Origin of the sequence: Gimibacter soli (assembly GCF_028463845.1) — a bacterium.
In the GTDB taxonomy this organism is placed as follows: Bacteria; Pseudomonadota; Alphaproteobacteria; order Sphingomonadales; family Kordiimonadaceae; genus Gimibacter; species Gimibacter soli.
Genome location: NZ_CP116805.1, coordinates 17,877 through 39,168 on the forward strand (window position 1 = coordinate 17,877; position 21,292 = coordinate 39,168).

A 21,292-nucleotide genomic window follows, 5' to 3' on the forward strand; every position below is an offset into this window, starting at 1 on the left:
GGCGGAAAACTCAGCCCTGCGTCGCCGGAACACGGCTGGCATCAAGGCGGAGACCGGCGATAATCTCGCCGCGCTCGCCAAGGGGGCCAAGGGCCTGGTTCTGGAAGCTGATGCTGACCCCGCCGGCATTGCTGGTGGTCAGGAAAATGGCGCCACCCGATACCGCCGGACGGAAGGTCTCGCCTTCCTTCAGCACACCGGACCAGACTTCCGAGCCATCGACACCTTCAAGGCGGACCCAGCTGTCTTCCGTGGCACTGATCATCAGCGCATTGGGCGACAGGGTCGAGGCCGGGCCTTCCGATGCCACAGCGGCCGGGAAGATCGATGTGGGCGGCGTGCGGCGCGCAAAGAAGGGCCGTGCATCGGCATATTGCTCAAGCGGTGCCGGGGTTTCCATCACCGGTGCCGACTGGCCTTCGGTGGCAGGCGCCGTCTCGGCGCCGGTTGCCGGGGCGCTATCCGCGGCGGCAGTTTCAGGCGAGGTTTCGGCGAGGCGCGATTTCACCTCGTCAAGCTCGGCGCGCTCGATCGCTTCGCGGTCATGCGGCAGCACTTCAGCCGTCTGGTAGGTTGCAAGCCCGCTCGAAACCGTGAACCAGGCGCCAAGCGCGAGGGCAAGGCCGGCGGTGGAGCTGAACCAGCGCGGCAGGGCGCGCTTCGGCGCTGCCATCTGCGGCGGGATCACGATGGGTTGCGCAACGCTCAGGCCATGCTCGGTGCGGAAGTCGGCGGCCATAGCGGCGCCATCCAGACCGAGGGCCTTCGCATAACTGCGTACAAAGCCAGCGGCAAACGTCGGCTCCGGCAAGGCGGAGATGTCATCGCGTTCGATGGCTTCCAGAAAATTGCGGCGCAGGCACAGCTCACAGGCCATCTCGTCAAGCGAGCGGCTCCGGGCTTCGCGTGCCATTTTCAATTTTGTGCCGACGGTCATCTTTTCGTCGTTCATTTCAACAGCCTCCTGCCGCCTGCTTCGCGGCAGATTGCCCCAGTCGCCAGTTTGCACCCTTAGCGGCTGAGGTAAAAGGGCCCTGAGGACCCGCCCCCATTTTTCTTTTTCCGCGCTGTCGGTCGCCCGGCGTTTGTCGCCAGGTCGGAATTTGTCTGTCAGATGAACATGGGCAAGTGAAAAAGCATTTAAGAACTGCTGTCAAATAGAATCAAATTCGTGAAGCCAATTTCTCCGGAAACTGGCCTATTCGACGGAAAATGCAGGATAAAATCAGATTTTGATGCCGTGGTCGCGGGCGAAATGGACAAGAGAGTCGCGAATCGAGTGGTCGGTTGAATCGAGCCGTGCATCAAGGAAAACCCTCAGTTCATCGAGATTGAGGGTGCGAATCATCCGTTTTACCGGCCCGATGGAGGTCGGCGAGGTTGAAATACGCCGCAGCCCGAGGCCCACAAGCGCCATCGCCTCAAGCGGGCGACCACCCATCTCGCCGCAGAGCGTCACGGGCACGTTCGCGGCGTTGCACGAAGCGACAACCCCGCGCAGGAAGGTCAGCACCGAAGGCGCGAGCAGATCATAGCGCCCCGCCAGCCGCGGGCTCGACCGGTCGCACGCGAAGAAGAACTGCATCAGGTCGTTGGTGCCAATGGACAGGAAGTCGACTTCTTTCAGAAGCGCGTCCAGCTGCCAGGCAAGCGAGGGCACCTCTAGCATGCAGCCGACATAGACCCGCCCCGGCGGCTCCTTGCCCAGGCCTTCAAGGCGCTCGATCTCCTTCTGCAGGATTTTCCGGCAGGCGCGGAACTCGGCAACCTCGGCGATCATCGGGAACATCACATGGAGCGTACGTCCGGCTGCCGCGTAAAGAAGGGCACGCAGCTGGTAACGCAGAAGCGCCGGCCGGTCGAGCGCCACGCGGATGGCGCGCCAGCCCATGGCCGGGTTTTCTTCCTCGTCACGCGGCAGGAAGGGAACCTGCTTGTCACCGCCGATATCGAGCGTGCGGAACACAACGGGGCGTTCGCGCGCGGCATCAAGGGCTGCGGAATAGATGCGGGTCTGCTCTTCCACCTTCGGCAAGGTGGAGGCGACCATGAACTGGAACTCGGTGCGGAACAGGCCGATGCCTTCGGCTCCCGTCGCATCAAGGCTCGCGAGATCAGCCGTCAGGCCGGCGTTCATCAGCAGCGTGACATCGGTGCCGTCCAGCGTTTTGGCCGAAAGGGCACGTTCGGCCTCGTATTCGGCAAGGAGCCGGGCCCGGTCGCGGATGGCCTGCCGGTAAGTCTCGACCACATCCTCGCCCGGCCGCACGAACACATGCTGGCTTTCGGTATCGACAACGACCAACTCGCCGGGCTCGACATGCTCCAGAAGCCCCGACACACGCCCCAGCACCGGCACGCCCATGGCACGCGCCACGATGGTCATGTGACTGGTGGCCGAGCCTTCTTCAAGCACGATGCCCTTGAGAAGGCGGCGGTCGTAATCCATCAGCTCGGCCGGGCCGACCGCGCGGGCGATCAGGATACTGTCTTCCTTCAGCTTGCGGTCGTCTTCCTCGCTCGCCCCCTGGATGATGCGGATCAGCCGCCCGGCAAGGTCGTCAAAGTCCGACGCCCGCTCGCGCAGGTAAGGGTCGCGGATTTTCATCATCCGCGCGCGGGTATCCAGCTGCACACGGTTCACCGCCGCATCCGCCGTGAGGCCGGAATTGACCGCATCGCGCATCTTGTCCTGCCAGCCCTGGTCGTAGGCGAACATGCGATAGGTCTCGAGAACCTCGCGGTGCTCGCCGCCGTGGGCAAGGTCGGGATGCTCGATCATTTCCTCAAGCTGCAGCCGCATCTGGGCGATGGCGTCTTCAAGGCGCACCCGTTCGGCATCGATATCGTCGGCCACCGTGCGGGTGATTTTCACCTGCGGCACATGGAAGACAGCCTTGCCAAGCGCCACGCCCTCGACAAGCTTCATACCGTCGAGCGTGACCGGGGCGCCGGTCGCCAGCGCGTCCTCGCTCAGTTCCTCGGGGTCGACAAGTTCGGTGCTGCCCACCAGTTCGGCGATCACCATGGCGATCGTCTGCAGTGCCTCTACTTCCTCGCTCTGGTAACGGCGAGGCGTGACGTTCTGCACAACCAGTACGCCCGCCACCCGGCCGGTGCGCATGATCGGCACGCCGAGGAAGCTGTGATACAGGTCCTCGCCCGTTTCAGGACGGTAGGAGAAGCGCGGGTGCTGCGGGGCTTCGGAGATATTGAGGGGCAGTGCACGTTCGGCCACGAGGCCCACAAGGCCCTCGCCGAACTGCATCCGGGTGCGGTGCACGGCTTCCGCCTTCAGACCTTCGGTGGCGAACAGCTCCAGCACCCCGCCCGCCCGGACAAGATAGATCGAGCACACCTCCGCAACCATATTCTGGGCGATAAGGCGCACCACCTGGCCGAGACGATCCTCCGCCGCCCCGCCACCGGCCATAAGCCCGTGGAGGCGCCGCAAGAGCAGGCGCGGCTGGCTGACTACGTCCGGCAAGTCTCAGTCCCCCGGTTTGACTTCGGTCTGCCGCCGGCAGGGCGCCGACAGCGGCTGGTAACTTATGCGGCGGGCTGCGGCGCTGCGTCACGCGCGCCAAGGCAGTTTGCCGCCTGATCGACGATCTCGGCAATGATTTCGGCGGTCGGCGCTTCGCGGGTCACCATGCCCACGCTTTGGCCAGCCATTACCGAACCCATCTCGATATCGCCGTCGATCACGGCACGCCGGAGTGCCCCACCCCAGAAATGCTCGATCCGGAGCTGGGCGTCTTCCATGCTGACTTCCCCCGCCTGATAGGCGTTAACCACCTCGCGCTGCGTCTGCAGGAAAGCCTCGGTGGAGGCATTCTTCAGGGCGCGCACCGGGATGACCGGGAAGCGGTTGTCGATCTGGACGCTTGCCACCGCGTCGCGGGCGGCGGCACGGATGAAAGCTTTCTTGAAATTCGGGTGCGCGATGCATTCGTTCGCCACCACAAAACGGGTGCCGAGCTGCGCGCCCGATGCCCCCATCTCGAGATAGGCGGCAATCGCCTCGCCGCGGCCAAGGCCGCCTGCCACAAACACCGGCACGTCCCGGATGATGGGCAGGATTTCCTGCGCCAGCACATTGAGCGACACGGGGCCGATATGACCGCCTGCTTCACTGCCCTCGATCACAATGGCGTCAGCGCCCGAGCGAACGAGCTTTTTGGCAAGCACCGCGGCGGGCGCGAAGCACATCAGCTTGGCGCCGTAATCCTTCACGGCAGCAATCGCGGCACCGGTCGGGATACCACCCGCCAGCACCACATGGCTGACGCCCGCCTCGCGGACGACGGCGATATGATCCATATGCTGCGGATGCAGGGTTATGAGGTTGACACCGAACGGCTTGTCGGTCAGCGCGCGGGTCGCGGCAATCTCGGCTGCCAGCTGGTCGGGGGTCATCCCGCCGCAGGCGATAACGCCGAAGCCGCCCGCGTTCGAGATCGCAGCCACCAGATGACGTTCCGACACCCAGGACATGGCCCCGCCGAGAATGGCATAGCGGGTTCCCAGAAAATCTGTCCCGCGTTTCCACAAGGCATCCAGCCGTTGCATCCCGGTTTCGGTCATATGCCCTTCCTCACACTCGATTGCCTGACTGCCGGTTATTTCCGGCAGCACCGGTCAGACATCAAGCCGACGCAGCCGGTGCATCAAGTCCATATGCCGTATGAAGCGCCCTGACTGCAAGCTCGGTATATTCGGAATCGATGATTACGCTCACCTTGATCTCGGAAGTCGAGATCACCTGGATGTTGATTCCCTTCTCGGCAAGCGTATCGAACATCTTGCGCGCAACGCCTGCGTGGCTGCGCATGCCAACGCCCACAACGGACACTTTCGTGACTTCGCCGTTATACTGGATGTCCTGATACTGGAGCTGGTCCTTGTGCTCTTTCAGGATTTTCACGGCGCGCAGCAGATCGTCCTCGGGGATGGTGAAGGTCACGTCCGTGGCCTCGCCGTTGTCCGATGCCGACTGCACGATCATGTCGACGTTGATATTCGCGTCGGCCAGCGGGCCGAAAAGATGGCTCACCTGACCCGGACGGTCCTTGAGGCCGACCACGGTGACTTTCGCTTCGCCGCGCGAATAGGCGATGCCGCTGATTACTTCCTGTTCCACAATCTCATCCTCGCCAACAATCAAGGTGCCGGGCTTGTCCTCGAAGGACGACAGCACCTGGGTCCGAACCCCGTGTTTCATTGCCAGTGCCACGGACCGCGTTTGCAATACCTTGGCACCGACAGATGCCATTTCAAGCATCTCTTCATAGGAGATTTTATCAAGTTTGCGGGCGCGCGGCACGATACGCGGGTCGGTCGTATAAACGCCGTCCACATCCGTATAGATATCGCAGCGCTCGGCCTTGATCGCCGCCGCTACCGCCACAGCCGATGTATCGCTGCCGCCACGGCCAAGCGTGGTGATGCGGCCATCGTCGCCAATACCCTGGAAGCCGGCGATCACCGCCACGCGGCCTTCCTTCAGGCAGGCTTCAAGGCGTTCGGTCGGGATATCCTCGATCCGCGCCGAACCATGCACCGAATTCGTTTTGATCGGCACCTGCCAGCCAAGGAACGACCGGGCAGGCACGCCCAGTTCCTGCAGGCAGATTGCCAGAAGGCCGCTGGTGATCTGCTCGCCAGCCGCTACGACCGCGTCATACTCGCGCGCGTCATGCAGCGGTGCGGCGTCACGGCAGTAGGCGACAAGCTGGTTGGTGACGCCCGACATGGCCGACACGACGACGACCACTTCGTGGCCTTCCTTCACCGCGCGCGCCACCCGGTTCGCCACGTTGCGAATCCGGTCCACATCGCCAACCGATGTGCCGCCAAACTTCTTCACTATCCTTGCCATATCGACCGTTCCAGACGTTTACCATGAGCACCCTTCAAGGCTTCGCCGGGGCGGGAGACGTGAACATCGCCAAGTCCCTTGACCCGACCCCTCAAACGGTGCGTAAAAGAGGAGCTTGCTCGGGCATCTGTTTAATGGCTGGCCGGGGGGTGCGCAAGGGATCATCAGGACCCCCTGCCGCTAATTTTTCTGCGCGGATGGGCCGAAATGAGTAAGAAAATGTCGACTGAGAACAATTCAGGGTCGAAACAAGCCACTACAGGCCGCATGGCCGAGGGCGTGACCGTGAACGAGGACGAGGTTGCCTTCTTCGCCCGCATTGCCGACCAGTGGTGGGATGAGAACGGCCCGTTCCGGCCGCTGCATCTCCTCAACCCCACGCGGCTTGCCTATATCCGCGCCGCCATCAATGCCCACACGGGCACCAGCGAGACGAGCCTGAAGCCGTTCGAGGGCATCAGGGTCCTCGATATCGGCTGCGGCGGCGGGCTCCTTTCGGAGCCGCTTTCCCGCCTTGGCGCCAGCGTCACCGGGGTTGATGCCTCCGAGCGCAATATCGAGGTCGCGAAAATTCATGCGGCCCGCATGGGCCTCACCGTCGATTACCGCAACACCACAGCCGAAGCACTCGCCGAAGCCGGCGAGCAGTTCGATGTGGTGGTGAATATGGAAGTAGTGGAGCATGTGGCGGACGTGCCCGCCTATCTCGCCGCTTGCCGCGCGCTTGTGAAGCCCGGCGGCCTGATGCTGATGAGCACGCTCAACCGCACCGCCCGCAGCTTCATTTTCGCCATCGTAGGCGCTGAATATGTGCTGCGCTGGCTACCCATCGGCGCGCATGACTGGAACAAGTTCCTCACCCCGCGCGAACTGGCCGATGCCCTGAAGACAGCTGGCTTTACGCCTGAAGCCCCGACCGGCTTCGTCTTCAATCCGCTGACCGGCAACTGGAAGCTTTCGGACCGCGACGTGGCGGTGAATTACGCGGTGGCGGCAGTGGCCGCCTGAAGGCTGCCTCAGGCGTCGGTGCGGCGACCGGTCGGCAGGGGTAGGACCTCGATACCTTCCTCGATCAGGGCCTGGGCCTCATCTGCGCTGGTGGCGCCGTAAATGCCGCGATCCTCGGCTTCGCCGTAATGGATCTTGCGGGCTTCCTCGGCGAAGTTCTCGCCGACATCTTCACAGTTCGCTTCCACATGCTGTTTGAAAGCCGCCATCATTTCGGCGAAGGCGGCGGGCGCGTGCGCCACGGGCTGCTGCTTTTCCGAAGGTGCGGCGGGGGCCGGAGCTTCCGCCTTGCGGTTGCCCTTCACGCCCACGTTCGGCGCCATGATCGCTTTTTCAATCTGCGTGCTATCGCACACCGGGCAGGATACGAAACCTGCCGCGAGCTGGGTTTCATAATCACCGGACGAGCGGAACCATGCCTCGAAACGGTGGGCCTGTTCGCATCTGAGATCGAAAACGATCATGGGGTCTCTGTCCTGGTGACGCTGAAGGTGCGCGTATGGTCAAGCGATGGCACCTTCTGCCGTGCCGCATCGACCTTGGCAAGATCGATATCGAAAAGTGTGACACCGGGCGCAGTGCCGGCATCCACCACCACCTCGCCCCACGGGGCAATCACAAGGCTGTGGCCATAGGTCGCCCGGCCGGTTTCATGATCCCCTGTCTGGGCGGCGGCAATCACGAAGGCGCCGTTCTCGATCGCCCGGGCACGCAGGAGCGCATGCCAGTGCGCTTCCCCGGTCGGTCGGGTGAAGGCAGCCGGCACCAGCAGGATACGCGCACCAGCACCCGCGAGCGCGCGGTATAGATAAGGGAAACGCAGGTCATAACAGACGCTCATGCCGACGAGGCCGAAGGGGGTGTCCGCCACCACGGCTTCCCGGCCCGCTTCATAAAGTGCGGATTCGCGGTAAACCTGCCCCTCGCCGAGATCGACATCGAAAAGATGGATCTTGTCGTAGCGCGCCTTGATCGCGCCGTCCGGGCCAATGAGGAAGGACCGGTTGGCCAGGCGGTCGTCCGCCACCTTCACCATGATCGAACCGAGACTGAGCCAGACGCCTGCCTCCAGTGCCAGCGCCTGCAAGGCGGCGAGCGCCTCGTCTTCGGCTTCGTACCGGGCTTTTTCGAGCACATCGGCGCGGCGGGTTTCCATCATCAGGCTGGTTTCGGGCGTGAAGACAAACTCTGCCCCCTCGGCGACGGCGGCGCGGATATGCGCTTCCAGCACCTCGAGGTTCGAGGCAACCGTACGGCCGGATGTCAGCTGGACAAGGGCGCCACGCATGAGGGGTCAGCCTGCAGCGGCAAGCATGGGGTCGAGCGCGCCGCGATCGTCCAGTGCATGCAGGTCATCACTGCCGCCGACGTGCTGGCCGTTGATGAAAATCTGCGGCACCGTGTTGCGGCCATTCGCCTTTTCGCGCATTTCGCGGCGCGCGGCGGGGTTCATGTCCACACTGATTTCGCGGAACGCTGCGCCCTTGCGCTTCAACAGGGATTTGGCCCGGAAGCAATAGGGGCAGAGGTCGGAACTATAGATTACGATATCGGCCATTGCCGTCACTCCTTTACGAATAGCCCCATATTTAGGGGAAAAGGGCCAGAAATCAAAGGTCCGTGCTCGACAACGTGATGTTGTCCGTCATGCGACCCACCCGCGTCGGGTCGACCCGGGCGAAGGTGAGAACGCCAACCGACGCCGCCCCCGCCCGCTTCAAGGCGCCCGCACAGGCCGAAACGGTCGCCCCCGTTGTCAGTACGTCGTCAACCAGAAGGACATGGCGGCCTTTCAGGGCGGCAGCGCCACCCTCCACCACCCGGAACGCCCCCTTCACATTGCGGAACCGCGCCTTGCGGCCAAGCCCGCCCTGGCTTTCTGTCGCCCGCACGCGGTGCAAGAGCTGCGGCATCACAGGCAGGCCGGTCAGTTGCCCCAGCGCCTTGGCCAGCACATGGGACTGATTGTAACGCCTACGGAATAATCGTTTGCCATGCAGCGGCACAGGGATGATCACTTCAATCGCATGCCCGCAATCCTGTGTGTCGAGCGCGGTCTTCATCAGCCGCGCCATCGCCATGGCCCCATCAAGCCCGTCACCGTGCTTCAGCGCCAGCACCATATGGCGGGCGAGGCCGTCGTAGGCGCAGGCTGCCCGTACCCAATCGAACCGGGGCCTTGCCGCCAGGCAGGCAGCGCAAAGGCTGCCGGGCAAGTGCACACCGGGCAGCGCGGTATCGAACGGATGGCCGCAGCAGGCACAGACCGGCCCGTCTATTCGCCCGACCCGACCCCAGCAAGTGGCGCACAGGCCGCCGTGCGCGCCGATCACGTCGCCGCACGCGGGGCAACGCGGCGGCATCAGGAGGTCGGCAAGGCGCCGAAGCGCTGCCCTTGATTGTGCGATCATGCGACTCATGGATGCAGGATAACGCCGCGCCGCAACTTGTGAAGCCGCGAAGGACTTGAGCCCGCCGCCGCCGCGCGCTAGGAAGGCCGCAACTGAACAGCAACGCCGGAGCCCCGCCTTGGCCGCCACCGCAGACAGACCCGACTGGCAGGTATTTGACCGCGCCGCCCTCGTGCGCCAGCGCCAGCGTGCCGCCGCGCGGTTTGGCGCGCATGATTTCCTGCACCGGGAAGTGGGCGAACGGCTCCTTGACCGGCTGGCCGATATCAACCGCAGCTTCGAGGCGGGTATTGACCTTGGCGGCAACCTCGCCCGGCTCGGCCTCCTGCCCGCCGCCGGCGAGTGGCAAGTTTGCACCGAAGGTGTTCCGCTCGGTGGCGCCCGGATGATCGAAGCCGAAACCCTGCCCGCCGAGCCCGGCTCGGCTGACCTTGTGGTATCGAACCTTTATCTTCATTCGGTGAATGACCTGCCCGGTATGCTGGCGCAGGCACGCGCCGCGCTACGGCCCGACGGCCTGTTCCTTGCGGCCCTTTTCGGCGGCCATACGCTGACCGAGCTTCGCCATGCCTTTCTGGAAGCCGAGGCCGAGGTCACGGGCGGCGCCAGCCCGCGTGTATCGCCCTTCGCCGATGTGCGCGATGCCGGCGGCCTGTTGCAGCGCGCCGGTTTTGCCCTGCCGGTCGCGGACGCCGACGTGATCACTGTTGAATATGAAAGCCCGCTCCGGCTGATGGCGGACCTGCGCGGCATGGGCGAAGCCAATGCGCTTGCCGATCGCAGCCGCAAGACGCTGCGCCGCGATGTGCTGGCCCGGATGCTCGATATCTATATGGGTCGCCACGCCACGGCCTCGGGCCGCGTGCAGGCCACGTTCGAGATCGTCTGGCTGACCGGATGGCACCCGCATGAAAGCCAGCAAAAGCCGCTTCGACGAGGCAGCGGCAGCATGCCGCTTGGCGAGGCGTTGAAGGCAGCGATGGACAAGCCCAAGGGCTGACGTTCAGATAAAGTCCCGCAGCATCGCGACAAGCGGCAGGTCCGCCGGCGGCATCGGATAATCGCCCATATCAAGCGGACGCACCCATTTCACGCGCTGGCCTTCCTGCGGCACGATAAGCCCGTCCCATTTGCGGCAGAGATAAAGCGGCATCAGGAGGTGGAATTTCTCGTAGGAATGCGAGGCGAAGGCGAAGGGCGCCAGGCACGAGGCCGAAACATCGATCCCCAGTTCTTCCTTGGCTTCGCGGATCAGGGCCGCTTCGGGGATTTCGCCCTCTTCGACCTTGCCACCGGGGAATTCCCACATGCCCGCCATCGATTTACCGGCAGGCCGCTCGGCAATCAGCACCCGGCCTTCGATATCAACAAGCGCAATGGCTGCGACAAGGACGGTCGGCAGGGCCGCATCAAGGCGGACAAAGCTGTCAGGGCATTCTTCCATGGGCCGAGGCTTAGAGGCAGTTTGAGGCAAATTCAAGCATTAAGCACTTGTTAAGCCCTGACGCCCAGTGTCGGTCTATTGTGAAGGCAGGCGCCTTGACCCATAATGGCAGACGGGTCAGGGCTCAAGAGAGGTGAAACATGATGAACGCTTTGGCAGGAAAGCGGTTCTTCCGGCAGCTGCGTGACGATTACACGGGCGCCACCGCAATCGAATACGGGCTTATCGCGGCGCTGATCGCCGTGGCCGTGCTGTTGTCCACCGGTTCGCTTGGCGAAACCATGGTTCTGATGTTCGATAACCTTCTGGGCGCCGCCGAAACCGGGAAAGAAGCAGCCTCCAGCGAATAAGTCCGGGCGTGGCCGCTCAGGCCATCGCCCCGTGACCAAAATCCTTGGATGCCGGCTTCGTGGCTGTGCGGTCGTCATCCTCAAGGATGCGGGCGGCAACAATGCGCCGGGCATGGTCCACTTCGGCCTGCATGAATTTCAGTTCGGCAAGTTTTTCCGGTCCATCGGCAGAAAAACGCTGCATCGCATCGGCAAGTGCAGCCTCAAGATCGTTCAGAAACTTAAGCTGCAATTCAAGATTCACGGTTGGCATCACTCAATCTCCACATCGACATCACCTGTCGTGGGCACCCCTGCCCGTGGAGATATATTCAAATGCCATGCCAACCGTGATGCGACGCCGGGGCGCCGTCGGCGTCAGCTCCTGTAGTCGCCGTTGATGCGGATATATTCATAGGTCAGGTCGCAGGTCCAGACGGTCGCCTTGCCCGTGCCGATGCCGCCCACATCCACCCGAAGGTCGATATATTGCCCCTTCATATGGGCGCTTGTTTCTTCTTCCGAGTAACGCGGATGCACCGCGCCCTTGTGGGCCACAAGCTGGCCACCGATCCAGATCATCAGCTTGTCACGGTCAGCCTTCTCGCCCGCCTTGCCGACAGCGGCGACAATCCGGCCCCAGTTGGCGTCCTCGCCCGCAATCGCGGTTTTCACGAGCGGGCTGTTAGCCACCGAAAGGCCGATTGTGCGGGCGGCAGCGTCGTCTTCCGCCCCTTCGATGGTGATCGTCACGAACTTGGTGGCGCCCTCGCCGTCTTTCACGATCTGCTGGGCAAGATCGACGGCGATTTCCTCGAACTTCGCACGGAAATCATCAAGGCGCGGGTCTGCAGGGTCGCTGATCGTATCGCCGTTCGCATGCACGCCGGTCGCGAAGGCCATCACGCAGTCGTTCGTCGAGGTATCGCCGTCCACCGTGATGCTGTTGAAGCTGCGGTCGGTGACCTCGGACAGGATCGATTGCAGGCAGGCGGGCGAAACGTTGGCATTTGTGAAAATGAAGCCGAGCATCGTTGCCATATCGGGCGCGATCATGCCCGAGCCCTTGGTGAAGCCGGAAATGACTACAGGCTTGCCCTCGATCTCCGCCACCCGGCTGGCGCCCTTGGCGAACGTGTCGGTCGTCATGATTGCCGATGCTGCCTCTTTCCAGAGCCCGGCTGAAAGGCCGTCCTTCATGCGCTCGATCGCCTTGCGGAAGGGCGCGGTGTTGAGCGGCACGCCGATCACACCGGTTGAGGCCACCATCACTTCATTCAGATCGCAGCCGATCACATCGCTGGCGTCCGTCGCGATATCGAGGGTAGCCTTGGCGCCCTTTTCGCCCGTGAAGGCATTCGCGTTGCCGGCATTGCACACCACCACGCGGGCCTTGCCGCCGGTCGCGCCAAGCGCTGCCTTGCACCAGTCAACGGGGGCCGCCGGCGCTTTCGACCGGGTGAAGACCCCGGCGGCGCTCGTCCCCTCGGCCAGTACCGCCATCATGATATCCGGGCGGTTCTTGTATCGGAGGCCAGCAGCAAAAGCCCCAAGCTCAACGCCCGGAACAGGCGTGATGTGCGGGAACTGTGCGGGTGCGAGCGGCGAAAGCTTGAGCGTGGCCATAAGACAATCCTGTATCTAAAGGGAACCCGGCAGCATGACAGGCCGGGCGCAGACAAGACCTGTATCATGGCGCGAACGTCGCTTTCCGGCAAGGGGCGAGCCGTTTGCCGCCGCCATTTCTTTTGGCCTTGGCCGGGGGCGCAGGTTGACACATGCGTGTGCGGCGCTTATCTCATGCAAAACCATATCAACTGCCGCTTTCCGCCGGTGTCAGCTTCTGTTCAGAGAGCCCACGGCGCACGCCGCAAGTCAGGGGCCGGGGACAATCACCATGCTGGGCAAACTAGCCAAACGCCTTTTCGGGTCGTCGAACGACCGATATCTGAAAAAACTTGAACCCAAGATCGCCGCAATCAATGCGATGGAAGCCGATTTCATCGCCCTTTCGGACGATGCCCTGAAGGGCAAGACCGCCGAGTTCCGCGCGCGCCTTGAAAAAGGTGAAAGCCTCGACAGCCTGCTGCCCGAAGCCTTTGCAACGGTGCGTGAAGCCGCGAAACGCACGCTTGGCCAGCGCCACTATGATGTGCAGCTGATCGGCGGCATGGTGCTGCATGATCGTTCCATCGCCGAAATGCGCACGGGTGAGGGCAAGACGCTTGTAGCGACCCTCGCCGCTTACCTCAATGCGCTGCCGGGCAAGGGCGTGCATGTGGTCACCGTGAACGATTATCTGGCCAGCCGCGATGCCGGCTGGATGAGCCGCGTTTACGGCTTCCTCGGCCTCACAACCGGGGTGATCGTGCCGGGCCTGACCGACGCCGAGCGCCGCGCCGCCTATGCCTGCGACATCACCTACGCCACCAACAACGAGCTCGGCTTCGATTACCTGCGCGACAATATGAAATTCCGCCGCGAGGAAATGGTACAGCGCGAGTTCGGCTATGCCATCGTCGACGAGGTGGACAGTATCCTTGTCGATGAAGCGCGCACGCCGCTCATTATTTCGGGCCCGACCGAAGACAAATCCGAGCTTTATGTGACGATCGACAAGGTGATCGCCGAGCTCGGCGAGGGTGATTTCGAAAGGGACGAAAAGTCCCGCAGCGTCAGCCTCACCGATGAAGGCACCGAACGGGTCGAGGCGCTGCTGCGCGAGCAGGGCATCCTGAAGTCCGAAGACCTGTACGACTATGAAAACACGGCGATCGTCCACCATGTGGACCAGGCCCTGAAGGCGCGCACGATGTTCGAGCGCGACAAGGACTATATCGTCAAGGGCGGCAAGGTCATCATCATCGATGAATTCACCGGCCGCATGATGGATGGCCGCCGCTACTCGGGCGGGCTTCACCAGGCGCTGGAAGCCAAGGAAAATGTGGCGATCCAGCCGGAAAACCAGACGCTCGCTTCCATCACCTTCCAGAATTATTTCCGCATGTACCCGAAGCTTTCGGGCATGACCGGCACGGCCGCGACCGAAGCGGAAGAATTTGGCCAGATCTACGGCCTTGGTGTGATCGAGATCCCGACGAACGTCCCCGTCGCCCGCAAGGACGAGCATGACGAGTTCTACCGGACCGCGGACGAGAAATATGCCGCCATTGTCGAGGATATCAAGGAAGCACAGGCCAAGGGCCAGCCGGTTCTTGTCGGCACCGTATCGATCGAGAAATCGGAGCATCTCTCCGAAATCTTCAAGAAGCACAAGATCACGCACAATGTGCTGAACGCCCGCTTCCACGAGCAGGAAGCCTATATCGTGGCGCAGGCCGGGCGCTTTGGGGCGATCACCATCGCCACCAACATGGCGGGTCGCGGTACTGACATCCAGCTTGGCGGTAACGCCGAGATGCGGATTGCCGAAGAAACCCAAGGCATCGAGGACGAGGCCGAAATCGCCAAGATCACCGAGCGTGTGAAGGCCGAGATCGCCGCAGAGAAGCAAAAGGTTCTGGAAGCTGGCGGCCTTTATGTAATGGGTACCGAACGCCACGAAAGCCGCCGCATCGATAACCAGCTGCGCGGCCGTTCGGGCCGTCAGGGCGACCCCGGCCGTTCGAAATTCTATCTTTCGCTCGCCGACGACCTGATGCGCATCTTCGGCCCCGAACGGATGGACAAGATGCTTGTCACCCTCGGCATCGAGGAAGGCGAGGCGATCATCCACCCGTGGATCAACAAGGCCATCGAAAAGGCGCAGACCAAGGTTGAAGCCCGGAACTATGACATCCGGAAAAACCTTGTCCGCTTCGACGATGTGATGAACGACCAGCGCCGCGTGATCTATGAACAGCGCCGCGACATCATGGACGCCGACGATGTGGCCGAACTCGTGAAGGGTATGCGCGCCGATGTGGTCCACCATCTGGTGGAAACCCATATCCCGCCGAAATCCTATCCCGAGCAGTGGAACCTCACCGGGCTGCAGGAAGACGTGTTCAAATATCTGGGTGTCGAGCTGCCGGTTGTCGCCTGGGGTGGCGAGAACGGTGTGGATGAAGTTGCGATCATCGAGCGCATCACCAACGAAGCCGACCGCTTCATGGCTGCCAAGGCCGCGAACTATGGGTCCGACCTGTGGCGCCATGTCGAGAAAAGCCTGCTGCTGCAGGTTGTCGATCAGGAATGGAAGGATCACCTTGCCAACCTCGATCACCTGCGGCAGGGCGTGGGCCTGCGCGCCTACGGCCAGCGCGATCCGCTGAACGAATACAAGACCGAAGCCTTCGGCCTGTTTGAAAGCATGCTTTTCCACACCCGCGAGAGCATCACGCAGCTTCTGGCCCGTGTCGAACTGGCCCCGCAGCCGTCGGTGGAGCCTACAGCCCCGGTCGCCCCGCCGCGCCCGGCTGCCATCGTGGAACAGCATCTGGACCCGGTGACAGGCGAGAATGAGATGGCCCGTGTCGATCCGAACGATTCGAGCACATGGGGCGATCTCAACCGCAATTCGCCCTGCCCCTGCGGCTCCGGCAAGAAATACAAGCATTGCCACGGCGCGCTCTGACCGGCGCCCGATACAAAAACACAGAAAGGCCTGCCATCCGGCGGGCCTTTTCTTTTAAGGAGGTGCATGCCGGCAACCGCATGCTAGGCTCGCCCCGATTGCTCATCCCGATTACTCGTCTCGATTGCCCCGCCCAAAAGGAACCGCCATGAAACATGCCCTCTATGCCCTGACCGCGCTGCTCGCCATCGCTGGCCCTGCCAGTGCCATCGAAGGCTTCAAGGCCGGCCCGGTGATCCCGGACTTCGGCCCGATTGCCGACAACCTGAAGCCCGACGTGGCAACCCCCAAGGATCAGGACTATCGCGTTTCCTTCGATATCGCGGACGGGGCAACGCCCGGCGAGAAAAGCCGGCAGATTGAAACGCTTGCCCGCTTCATCAATATGATGGTCGATGCCGGTGTCCCGAAGGAACGGCTGCATGTGGCCGCAGTGTTCCACGGTGGCGCCACGGTCGATGTAGCGAAGGATGATTACTACACAGCGAACAAGCAGGCAGCGAACGGCAATGCCGCGCTCATCGCGGCCCTCGTTGAAGCGGGTGCCGAGATTTATGTCTGCGGGCAAAGTGCCACGCGCTACGGCGTCACCAACACCGACCTGCTGCCGGGCGTGAAAATGGCCCTCTCGGCCATCACCGCGCATGCGATGCTGGCCAATCAGGGCTTCCGCACCAATCCCTTCTGATCCCGGATCAGGCCTTTGCCTCGCCTTCGGGCGGGGCCGTGCCTGAAAGATCGGTCTGGCAGTGGGCGTTAAGATCGGCATAGCCGAGTGTGCGAAGATCCGCTGCACTCGCCTGTGCCTCGGCCTCCGCGATGCCGACGGAAAGCGCCACACCGACCCCCAATTGCAGGCTGCCCTCGAACGCCTCGGGCACCGCCCGTGCCGCGCCGAGGTCCAGAAGATGCGACGCCGCCGTCAGGCTGTGGGCGCGCATATGGACCGGGAGGCCGGGGTTGCACATGCGGGCGTTCATCAGCGTCGCTTCCGCCGTTTCGGGATTATCGAGCGTGATGACAAGGGCCGCTGCCTTGCCTGCCCCCACCGACACCAGCACCTCCCGCCGGCGCGCGTCACCCAGAAAGACATTGGCGCCGTCCGCGCGCGCCGCCGAGACATTGGCCTGATTGCCATCGATGGCGATCCACGGCACGCTGTGCCGGTCCAGAAGCCGGGCAACCGTGCGCCCCACCCGGCCGAAGCCGGCGATCAGCACCGGCGGGGTGGCCGGGCATTCTTCTTCCGTCATCACCGGGGTCGGCAGTTCGCGGTCGAAGCGTTTCATCAGCCGGTCAGTGAGCGGCACCACGAAGGGCGTGATAACAAGCGTGATGACGATCACCGAGTTCAGCGTCGCCTGCATGTCGCCCGCCAGCACCGCCTGCGAAACCGCCACGGCAAAGAGCACGAAGCCGAACTCGCCAGCGCCGGAAAGGAGCGTGGCAGCGCGTGCCGCATCGGGCCAGTCGAGCCCGCCGGTGAAGCGCCCGACGATGGTCATGATGATCGCCTTGATCAGCATCAGGCCAACCGCAGCACCAAACACCAGCAGGGCATTATCGAGAAGATGCTGCAGGTCGAGCCCCATGCCGACCGTCATGAAGAAGAGGCCGAGAAGCAGGCCGCGGTAGGGCTGGATATCGCCTTCCACCTGGTGGCGGAACTCGCTTTCGGCCAGCATAATCCCGGCGAGGAAAGCGCCCATCGCCATCGAAAGCCCGGCGATTTCCATGAGCCACGCATAGCCGACAACGATCAGGATCGCGGTTGCCGAGAACATCTCGGCCGAGCGCCGGTTGGCAACCATTCGGAGGATGGGGCCGAGGAGATAACGCCCGGACAATAGCGTGACGCCAAGGATGGCGATCGTTTCGGCAAAGGCCAGAAGGAAGGATGTGAAGGTTCCGCTCGTCTTGCCCTCCAGCATCGGCAACAAGGCCAGAAGCGGCACAACGGCCAGATCCTGCAGCAGAAGGACGGCAAAGGCGGTGCGGCCGCGTTGGCTGTTCAGCTCGCCCCTCTCTGTCATGATCTGCAGGCCGAAGGCGGTGGACGACAGCGCGAGGCCCGAGCCCGCCACCACCGAGATCGGCACAGACAGGCCGAAGAAGGCATGAAGCCCCCACGCTAGCACAACGCTGGTGATCAGGAACTGCGCCCCGCCGACCCCGAAGACCATCCGCCGCATCACATACAGGCGTCGCGGCTTCATCTCGATCCCGATGATGAAGAGAAGGAAGATCACGCCGAACTCGGCAACCCCCGCCACCCGCGCGGGGTCCGGGATCACCTTCAGGACCGACGGCCCGATCAGGAACCCGGCAAGCAGGTAACCGATCACGGTGCCAAGCCCGAGACGCATCATCAGCGCCCCGCACGCCACCGCCGCCCCGAGGATCGCCACCAGTTCAAAAACGCCGGTCGAATGATGCTCCATACCTGTCCCTTACTCTGTCGAAATCTGGCCGAAACCGTTCATTTCCAATGTCGGCACATTGCTTTCACCACGATTAGCACCATCATAGGATTTTCGGTCAATCAATAGGTGTGAAAAATGAATAACGCCGGGCAAGCCTCTTGCGCCGGCGCTATCGGGATAGACGACTGGCCAGAGAGAATCTCCGGCCAGTATGCTTTCCTTAGTCTTTAACGATGGGCAGCCACACGGCGCTGGCTTCGGCCCCGCCTGTCGCCACGCTTTGCGTTGCCGCCTTATAGTCCCCGGCCTTCGCGTTGAAGATGTTCGGCACGAAGGTTTGCGGGTTGCGGTCGTAAAGCGGGAAGAGTGTCGATTGCACCTGCACCATGATGCGGTGGCCGGGCTGGAACACATGGTTCACGTTCGGCAGTTCGAACTTGTAGTTTTCCACCTTGCCCGGCGTCAGGGCAGCGGGCGCATCGAAGCCATGGACATAACGGCCCCTGAAAATCTCGATCCCCACGCCCATCTGGTAGCCCGCCATTTTCGGAACCGCCGAAAACTCCTCGGGCGATACGTCGATCAGTTTCACGACCCAGTCGCTGTCGGTGCCGGTGGTTGCCGCAAACAGGTCCACCAGCGGTGCCCCGGCGATATGGACCGGGGCATCAAGGGGCCCGGTCACATAGGTCAGCACATCGGGGCGACCATCCACAAAGCGCTGGTCGGCCACAAGCCATGGCTTCCACTGGTCCGCGTCGCCCATATCCACCGGGCGCGGGATGAAAGGCACGGGCTTGGCGGGATCGGAGACATAGTCATCCTTCGCCTCTGCCTTCGGCTTTTCAAAGCCGAGCCCACCGCCCGCCTGCAGGTAGATGGGCGTGGGTTTGCCGCGCGGCCACCCGTCGCTCACTTCCCAGCGGTCGGCGCCGGTGGCGTAGGTCAGCACCGGCGGGGTTTTCACCTTCGGCGCGCCGTCCTTCAGGTAACGGTCAAGGAAGGGCTTCATATAGTCCCGGCGGAACTCGAGCCCCGTATCGCCCTTGAAATCAAGTGCAGCAAGCGACCGGGCTTCATAATTCACACCGCTGTGGCGCCACGGCCCGATGACCAGCGAGACCATGTCGTTCTTCTTGTCCTGCGGCTCCAGCGCCTTATAGACGGCGGGGGCGCCGTAGCTGTCTTCCTGATCCCACTGGCCGACGACCAGCATCGTCGGCACCGTAAGCTTGCGCTCGCCCAGGATCTTGTCCACGGCCTGAAGCTTCCAGAAATCGTCATAGGCCGGATGGTTCATCATCTTCTGCGTCTGGCCGAAGGCATCAAGGCCGAAGCGCCGGGCGAAATCACCCGCCGAACCGGACGAGAGGAAAAGCTCATATTCATCCCCCGTGCCCTGCGGCACCGGGCCATTGCCCTTGCGCGCCATCTGGCCTGTGAAATAACCGAAGGAATTGAGGCGGAAGGCCCCGTTATGGAACCAGTCGTCCCCGATCCAGCCATCCACCATCGGGCTTTGCGGCACGGCGGCCTTCAGGGCCGGGTGCGGGTTCACCAGCGCCATCAGCGTGGTGAAGCCAAGGTAGGACGAGCCCGTGATGCCGACTTTGCCGTTTGTCTCGGCCACATTCTTCACGAGCCAGTCGATGGTGTCGTAAGCGTCGGTCGAATGGTCGATGCCTGAATTGTTCAGCGGGCCGGTGAGCGGCCGGTTCATCACATAGTCGCCTTCGGACTTATAAAGCCCGCGCACATCCTGATAGACACGGATATAGCCGTCGTTCACGAACTCGGCGTCCATCACTGTCAGGATTTCCTCGATCTTCTGGCTGGGGTTCCGCCAGGTTGCTTTCGAGGCATTGTAGGGCGTGCGGCTGAGGAGGATCGGCGCATCCTTGGTGCCCTTGCGCATCACGACAACGGTGAAAAGCTTCACGCCGTCACGCATCGGGATCATGATTTCACGGCGGATGTAATCGGCTTCGGCGCGAACGGGATCGTAAACTTCGACCGTATCCGGCCGCATCGCTTCCTGCATCAGCGCTGTCGCATCATCTGTGTGCGCGCTGCCGGTCGCGGCCAAAATCGCCATCAGGGCCAAAGGCCCAACCATTTTCTTATGCATGAAATGCCCCCTGCTGTCTGGCTGCCGCCAGACTGTCACGGCTCCCCGCCGGGGGTCAACCGGCGAGGATGAATGTCATATGAACATGCCCCTCAGCTTACGCTCAAGCTTGACGCGTTAGGGTTGGCCTATCGATTAGCGAGAGGAGCGATCCAGATGAGAAACGCCCGTGAGAAAGTGTCCATCGTCCGCCGTTTCGGCATTTCAGCGGCGCTCGTAGCTGGCCTCGTAACGGCCGCTACCTACAGCGCCCGTGCCCATGATGCCGCCCACGATGCCCGCAGCCACGACAAGGGACAGCGCCACAGCGCCTATCCCTTCTATGTGGCGGTGAAGCTGGATACGCGCCACGGTCGGCACGATGCCCCGGCGCTGGATCAGACCCGCGTGATGGACGCCATCGCCCGCTCGCTGCCCTCGGGTGTGCGGCTGGTGGACCCCCGTGACCGCCGCGTGCGGCCCGATATGGTCCTGGCCGTCAACGAGCGTACGTTCGACCTGGATTTCAACGTGCTGAACAGCAAGCGTGCGAGCGCACCCTACCGGACCGGCACCTTCCTTGCCGGCTGCGGCCCGCTTTACGGCGCCAGCTTCGTCCGGGTGACCGAACAGGCAACCGCCCGCTACAGCTATGATGTCCGGGTCAACAACCGCTTTGCGCCCGATCATGTTGCCACAGTGCACGGCCTGCAAAGCGACAGCTTCAACTATGGCACCGGCCTCACCGGTCATGGCGCCTGCGGGACCGTTGCCCACGCCCCGATGCCTGCAAGCTGGGTGGGTGACCTGTTCGACCGCGATGACCTGAGCACCCGCCACGGCATGGCAGACGGCATCCGCCGCACCGCTGCCGAGGATATGGGCCGCAAGATCGCAGGCCTTATCCGCAACGAACAGGACCGGGTGCAAAAGGCAGAAAACGACTGGCGCGGCCATGACCGCCAGTATGCGGATGCCCGCGGCAGGCGCTGACCGGCGAAAGAATGAGTTATCGGACGGCCGTCACTATGGCCCCTGTTTTGAGTAGAGGGTCGTCCGACTGCCGCCAGGGCACTTTCCAAAGTGTCCGCGGCGAAAGCCCCTCCCCGGCGC

Annotated in this window: 19 protein-coding genes; 6 read left to right on the forward strand and 13 right to left on the reverse strand. The window is 62.9% G+C overall.

Annotated elements, in window-relative coordinates; translation table 11 throughout:
- Window positions 1–10: 10 nt before the first annotated feature.
- The 4 genes from PH603_RS00065 to PH603_RS00080 form a co-directional block, all read right to left on the reverse strand.
- Window positions 11–952, reverse strand: coding sequence for a helix-turn-helix domain-containing protein (locus PH603_RS00065; protein ID WP_289503869.1), 942 nt, complete (start codon window positions 950–952; stop codon window positions 11–13).
- Window positions 953–1,225: 273 nt separating this feature from the next.
- Complete coding sequence (ptsP, locus tag PH603_RS00070) at window positions 1,226–3,487, reverse strand: phosphoenolpyruvate--protein phosphotransferase (protein ID WP_289503870.1); 2,262 nt, start codon at window positions 3,485–3,487, stop codon at window positions 1,226–1,228.
- A gap of 62 nt (window positions 3,488–3,549) precedes the next feature.
- On the reverse strand, window positions 3,550–4,587 hold the full coding sequence (locus PH603_RS00075) for an NAD(P)H-dependent flavin oxidoreductase (protein ID WP_289503871.1): 1,038 nt from the start codon (window positions 4,585–4,587) through the stop codon (window positions 3,550–3,552).
- A gap of 61 nt (window positions 4,588–4,648) precedes the next feature.
- A complete protein-coding gene (locus tag PH603_RS00080; RefSeq protein ID WP_289503872.1) occupies window positions 4,649–5,881 on the reverse strand; it encodes an aspartate kinase in 1,233 nt (410 codons plus the stop codon).
- A 219-nt stretch (window positions 5,882–6,100) separates the two neighbouring features.
- Here PH603_RS00080 and ubiG point away from each other — a divergent pair, with 219 nt between their 5' ends.
- Window positions 6,101–6,889 carry a bifunctional 2-polyprenyl-6-hydroxyphenol methylase/3-demethylubiquinol 3-O-methyltransferase UbiG gene (ubiG, locus tag PH603_RS00085; protein ID WP_289503873.1) on the forward strand — a complete coding sequence of 263 codons (789 nt, stop codon included), beginning with the start codon at window positions 6,101–6,103 and terminating at the stop codon, window positions 6,887–6,889.
- An 8-nt stretch (window positions 6,890–6,897) separates the two neighbouring features.
- Here ubiG and PH603_RS00090 read toward each other — a convergent pair whose 3' ends face one another.
- From PH603_RS00090 to PH603_RS00105, 4 genes are read right to left on the reverse strand one after another with little or no spacing between them, the layout of a single operon-like run.
- Window positions 6,898–7,353 (reverse strand): DUF1178 family protein, encoded by a 456-nt coding sequence (locus tag PH603_RS00090; protein ID WP_289503874.1) that lies wholly within the window; start codon window positions 7,351–7,353, stop codon window positions 6,898–6,900.
- Window positions 7,350–8,177 carry a carbon-nitrogen hydrolase family protein gene (locus tag PH603_RS00095; RefSeq protein ID WP_289503875.1) on the reverse strand — a complete coding sequence of 276 codons (828 nt, stop codon included), beginning with the start codon at window positions 8,175–8,177 and terminating at the stop codon, window positions 7,350–7,352. The genes PH603_RS00090 and PH603_RS00095 overlap by 4 nt, the downstream gene beginning before the upstream one ends.
- A gap of 6 nt (window positions 8,178–8,183) precedes the next feature.
- Window positions 8,184–8,447, reverse strand: a complete 264-nt coding sequence (gene grxC, locus PH603_RS00100; RefSeq protein ID WP_289503876.1) for a glutaredoxin 3 — start codon at window positions 8,445–8,447, stop codon at window positions 8,184–8,186.
- Window positions 8,448–8,499: 52 nt separating this feature from the next.
- Complete coding sequence (locus PH603_RS00105; RefSeq protein ID WP_289503877.1) at window positions 8,500–9,300, reverse strand: ComF family protein; 801 nt, start codon at window positions 9,298–9,300, stop codon at window positions 8,500–8,502.
- A 118-nt stretch (window positions 9,301–9,418) separates the two neighbouring features.
- On the opposite strand from PH603_RS00105, the gene PH603_RS00110 reads away from it, so the two are divergent.
- Window positions 9,419–10,300 carry a class I SAM-dependent methyltransferase gene (locus PH603_RS00110; RefSeq protein ID WP_289503878.1) on the forward strand — a complete coding sequence of 294 codons (882 nt, stop codon included), beginning with the start codon at window positions 9,419–9,421 and terminating at the stop codon, window positions 10,298–10,300.
- A 3-nt stretch (window positions 10,301–10,303) separates the two neighbouring features.
- Here the strand turns inward: PH603_RS00110 and PH603_RS00115 are convergent, their stop codons facing one another.
- Entirely contained in the window at window positions 10,304–10,744 is a 441-nt protein-coding gene (locus tag PH603_RS00115; RefSeq protein WP_289503879.1) for a (deoxy)nucleoside triphosphate pyrophosphohydrolase, read from the reverse strand.
- Window positions 10,745–10,884: 140 nt separating this feature from the next.
- On the opposite strand from PH603_RS00115, the gene PH603_RS00120 reads away from it, so the two are divergent.
- On the forward strand, window positions 10,885–11,094 hold the full coding sequence (locus PH603_RS00120; protein ID WP_289503880.1) for a Flp family type IVb pilin: 210 nt from the start codon (window positions 10,885–10,887) through the stop codon (window positions 11,092–11,094).
- 16 nt (window positions 11,095–11,110) lie between these two features.
- Here PH603_RS00120 and PH603_RS00125 read toward each other — a convergent pair whose 3' ends face one another.
- Window positions 11,111–11,347 (reverse strand): hypothetical protein, encoded by a 237-nt coding sequence (locus PH603_RS00125; protein WP_289503881.1) that lies wholly within the window; start codon window positions 11,345–11,347, stop codon window positions 11,111–11,113.
- Between the two features lie 104 nt (window positions 11,348–11,451).
- Window positions 11,452–12,699: a bifunctional glutamate N-acetyltransferase/amino-acid acetyltransferase ArgJ gene (gene argJ / locus PH603_RS00130; RefSeq protein ID WP_289503882.1), complete on the reverse strand. Its 1,248-nt coding sequence runs from the start codon at window positions 12,697–12,699 to the stop codon at window positions 11,452–11,454.
- Window positions 12,700–12,970: 271 nt separating this feature from the next.
- Here argJ and secA point away from each other — a divergent pair, with 271 nt between their 5' ends.
- Window positions 12,971–15,649: a preprotein translocase subunit SecA gene (gene secA, locus PH603_RS00135; RefSeq protein ID WP_289503883.1), complete on the forward strand. Its 2,679-nt coding sequence runs from the start codon at window positions 12,971–12,973 to the stop codon at window positions 15,647–15,649.
- 148 nt (window positions 15,650–15,797) lie between these two features.
- On the forward strand, window positions 15,798–16,337 hold the full coding sequence (locus PH603_RS00140; protein WP_289503884.1) for a DsrE family protein: 540 nt from the start codon (window positions 15,798–15,800) through the stop codon (window positions 16,335–16,337).
- 7 nt (window positions 16,338–16,344) lie between these two features.
- Here the strand turns inward: PH603_RS00140 and PH603_RS00145 are convergent, their stop codons facing one another.
- A complete protein-coding gene (locus PH603_RS00145) occupies window positions 16,345–18,090 on the reverse strand; it encodes a monovalent cation:proton antiporter-2 (CPA2) family protein (protein ID WP_289503885.1) in 1,746 nt (581 codons plus the stop codon).
- A gap of 202 nt (window positions 18,091–18,292) precedes the next feature.
- Complete coding sequence (locus tag PH603_RS00150) at window positions 18,293–20,200, reverse strand: CocE/NonD family hydrolase (RefSeq protein ID WP_289503886.1); 1,908 nt, start codon at window positions 20,198–20,200, stop codon at window positions 18,293–18,295.
- Between the two features lie 156 nt (window positions 20,201–20,356).
- Between PH603_RS00150 and PH603_RS00155 the strand changes: the two genes are divergently transcribed.
- Entirely contained in the window at window positions 20,357–21,172 is an 816-nt protein-coding gene (locus tag PH603_RS00155) for a hypothetical protein (RefSeq protein WP_289503887.1), read from the forward strand.
- Window positions 21,173–21,292 lie beyond the last annotated feature (120 nt).

Coding starts and splice junctions, on each gene's coding strand:
- PH603_RS00150 (WP_289503886.1), bottom strand. CDS start 20,200: ATGCATAAGAAAATGGTTGGGCCTTTGGCCCTGATGGCGATTTTGGCC.
- PH603_RS00120 (WP_289503880.1), top strand. CDS start 10,885: ATGATGAACGCTTTGGCAGGAAAGCGGTTCTTCCGGCAGCTGCGTGAC.
- PH603_RS00145 (WP_289503885.1), bottom strand. CDS start 18,090: ATGGAGCATCATTCGACCGGCGTTTTTGAACTGGTGGCGATCCTCGGG.
- PH603_RS00080 (WP_289503872.1), bottom strand. CDS start 5,881: ATGGCAAGGATAGTGAAGAAGTTTGGCGGCACATCGGTTGGCGATGTG.
- PH603_RS00115 (WP_289503879.1), bottom strand. CDS start 10,744: ATGGAAGAATGCCCTGACAGCTTTGTCCGCCTTGATGCGGCCCTGCCG.
- PH603_RS00075 (WP_289503871.1), bottom strand. CDS start 4,587: ATGACCGAAACCGGGATGCAACGGCTGGATGCCTTGTGGAAACGCGGG.
- PH603_RS00105 (WP_289503877.1), bottom strand. CDS start 9,300: ATGATCGCACAATCAAGGGCAGCGCTTCGGCGCCTTGCCGACCTCCTG.
- PH603_RS00140 (WP_289503884.1), top strand. CDS start 15,798: ATGAAACATGCCCTCTATGCCCTGACCGCGCTGCTCGCCATCGCTGGC.
- PH603_RS00125 (WP_289503881.1), bottom strand. CDS start 11,347: ATGCCAACCGTGAATCTTGAATTGCAGCTTAAGTTTCTGAACGATCTT.
- secA (WP_289503883.1), top strand. CDS start 12,971: ATGCTGGGCAAACTAGCCAAACGCCTTTTCGGGTCGTCGAACGACCGA.
- PH603_RS00095 (WP_289503875.1), bottom strand. CDS start 8,177: ATGCGTGGCGCCCTTGTCCAGCTGACATCCGGCCGTACGGTTGCCTCG.
- ubiG (WP_289503873.1), top strand. CDS start 6,101: ATGTCGACTGAGAACAATTCAGGGTCGAAACAAGCCACTACAGGCCGC.
- PH603_RS00090 (WP_289503874.1), bottom strand. CDS start 7,353: ATGATCGTTTTCGATCTCAGATGCGAACAGGCCCACCGTTTCGAGGCA.
- PH603_RS00065 (WP_289503869.1), bottom strand. CDS start 952: ATGAACGACGAAAAGATGACCGTCGGCACAAAATTGAAAATGGCACGC.
- argJ (WP_289503882.1), bottom strand. CDS start 12,699: ATGGCCACGCTCAAGCTTTCGCCGCTCGCACCCGCACAGTTCCCGCAC.
- grxC (WP_289503876.1), bottom strand. CDS start 8,447: ATGGCCGATATCGTAATCTATAGTTCCGACCTCTGCCCCTATTGCTTC.
- PH603_RS00155 (WP_289503887.1), top strand. CDS start 20,357: ATGAGAAACGCCCGTGAGAAAGTGTCCATCGTCCGCCGTTTCGGCATT.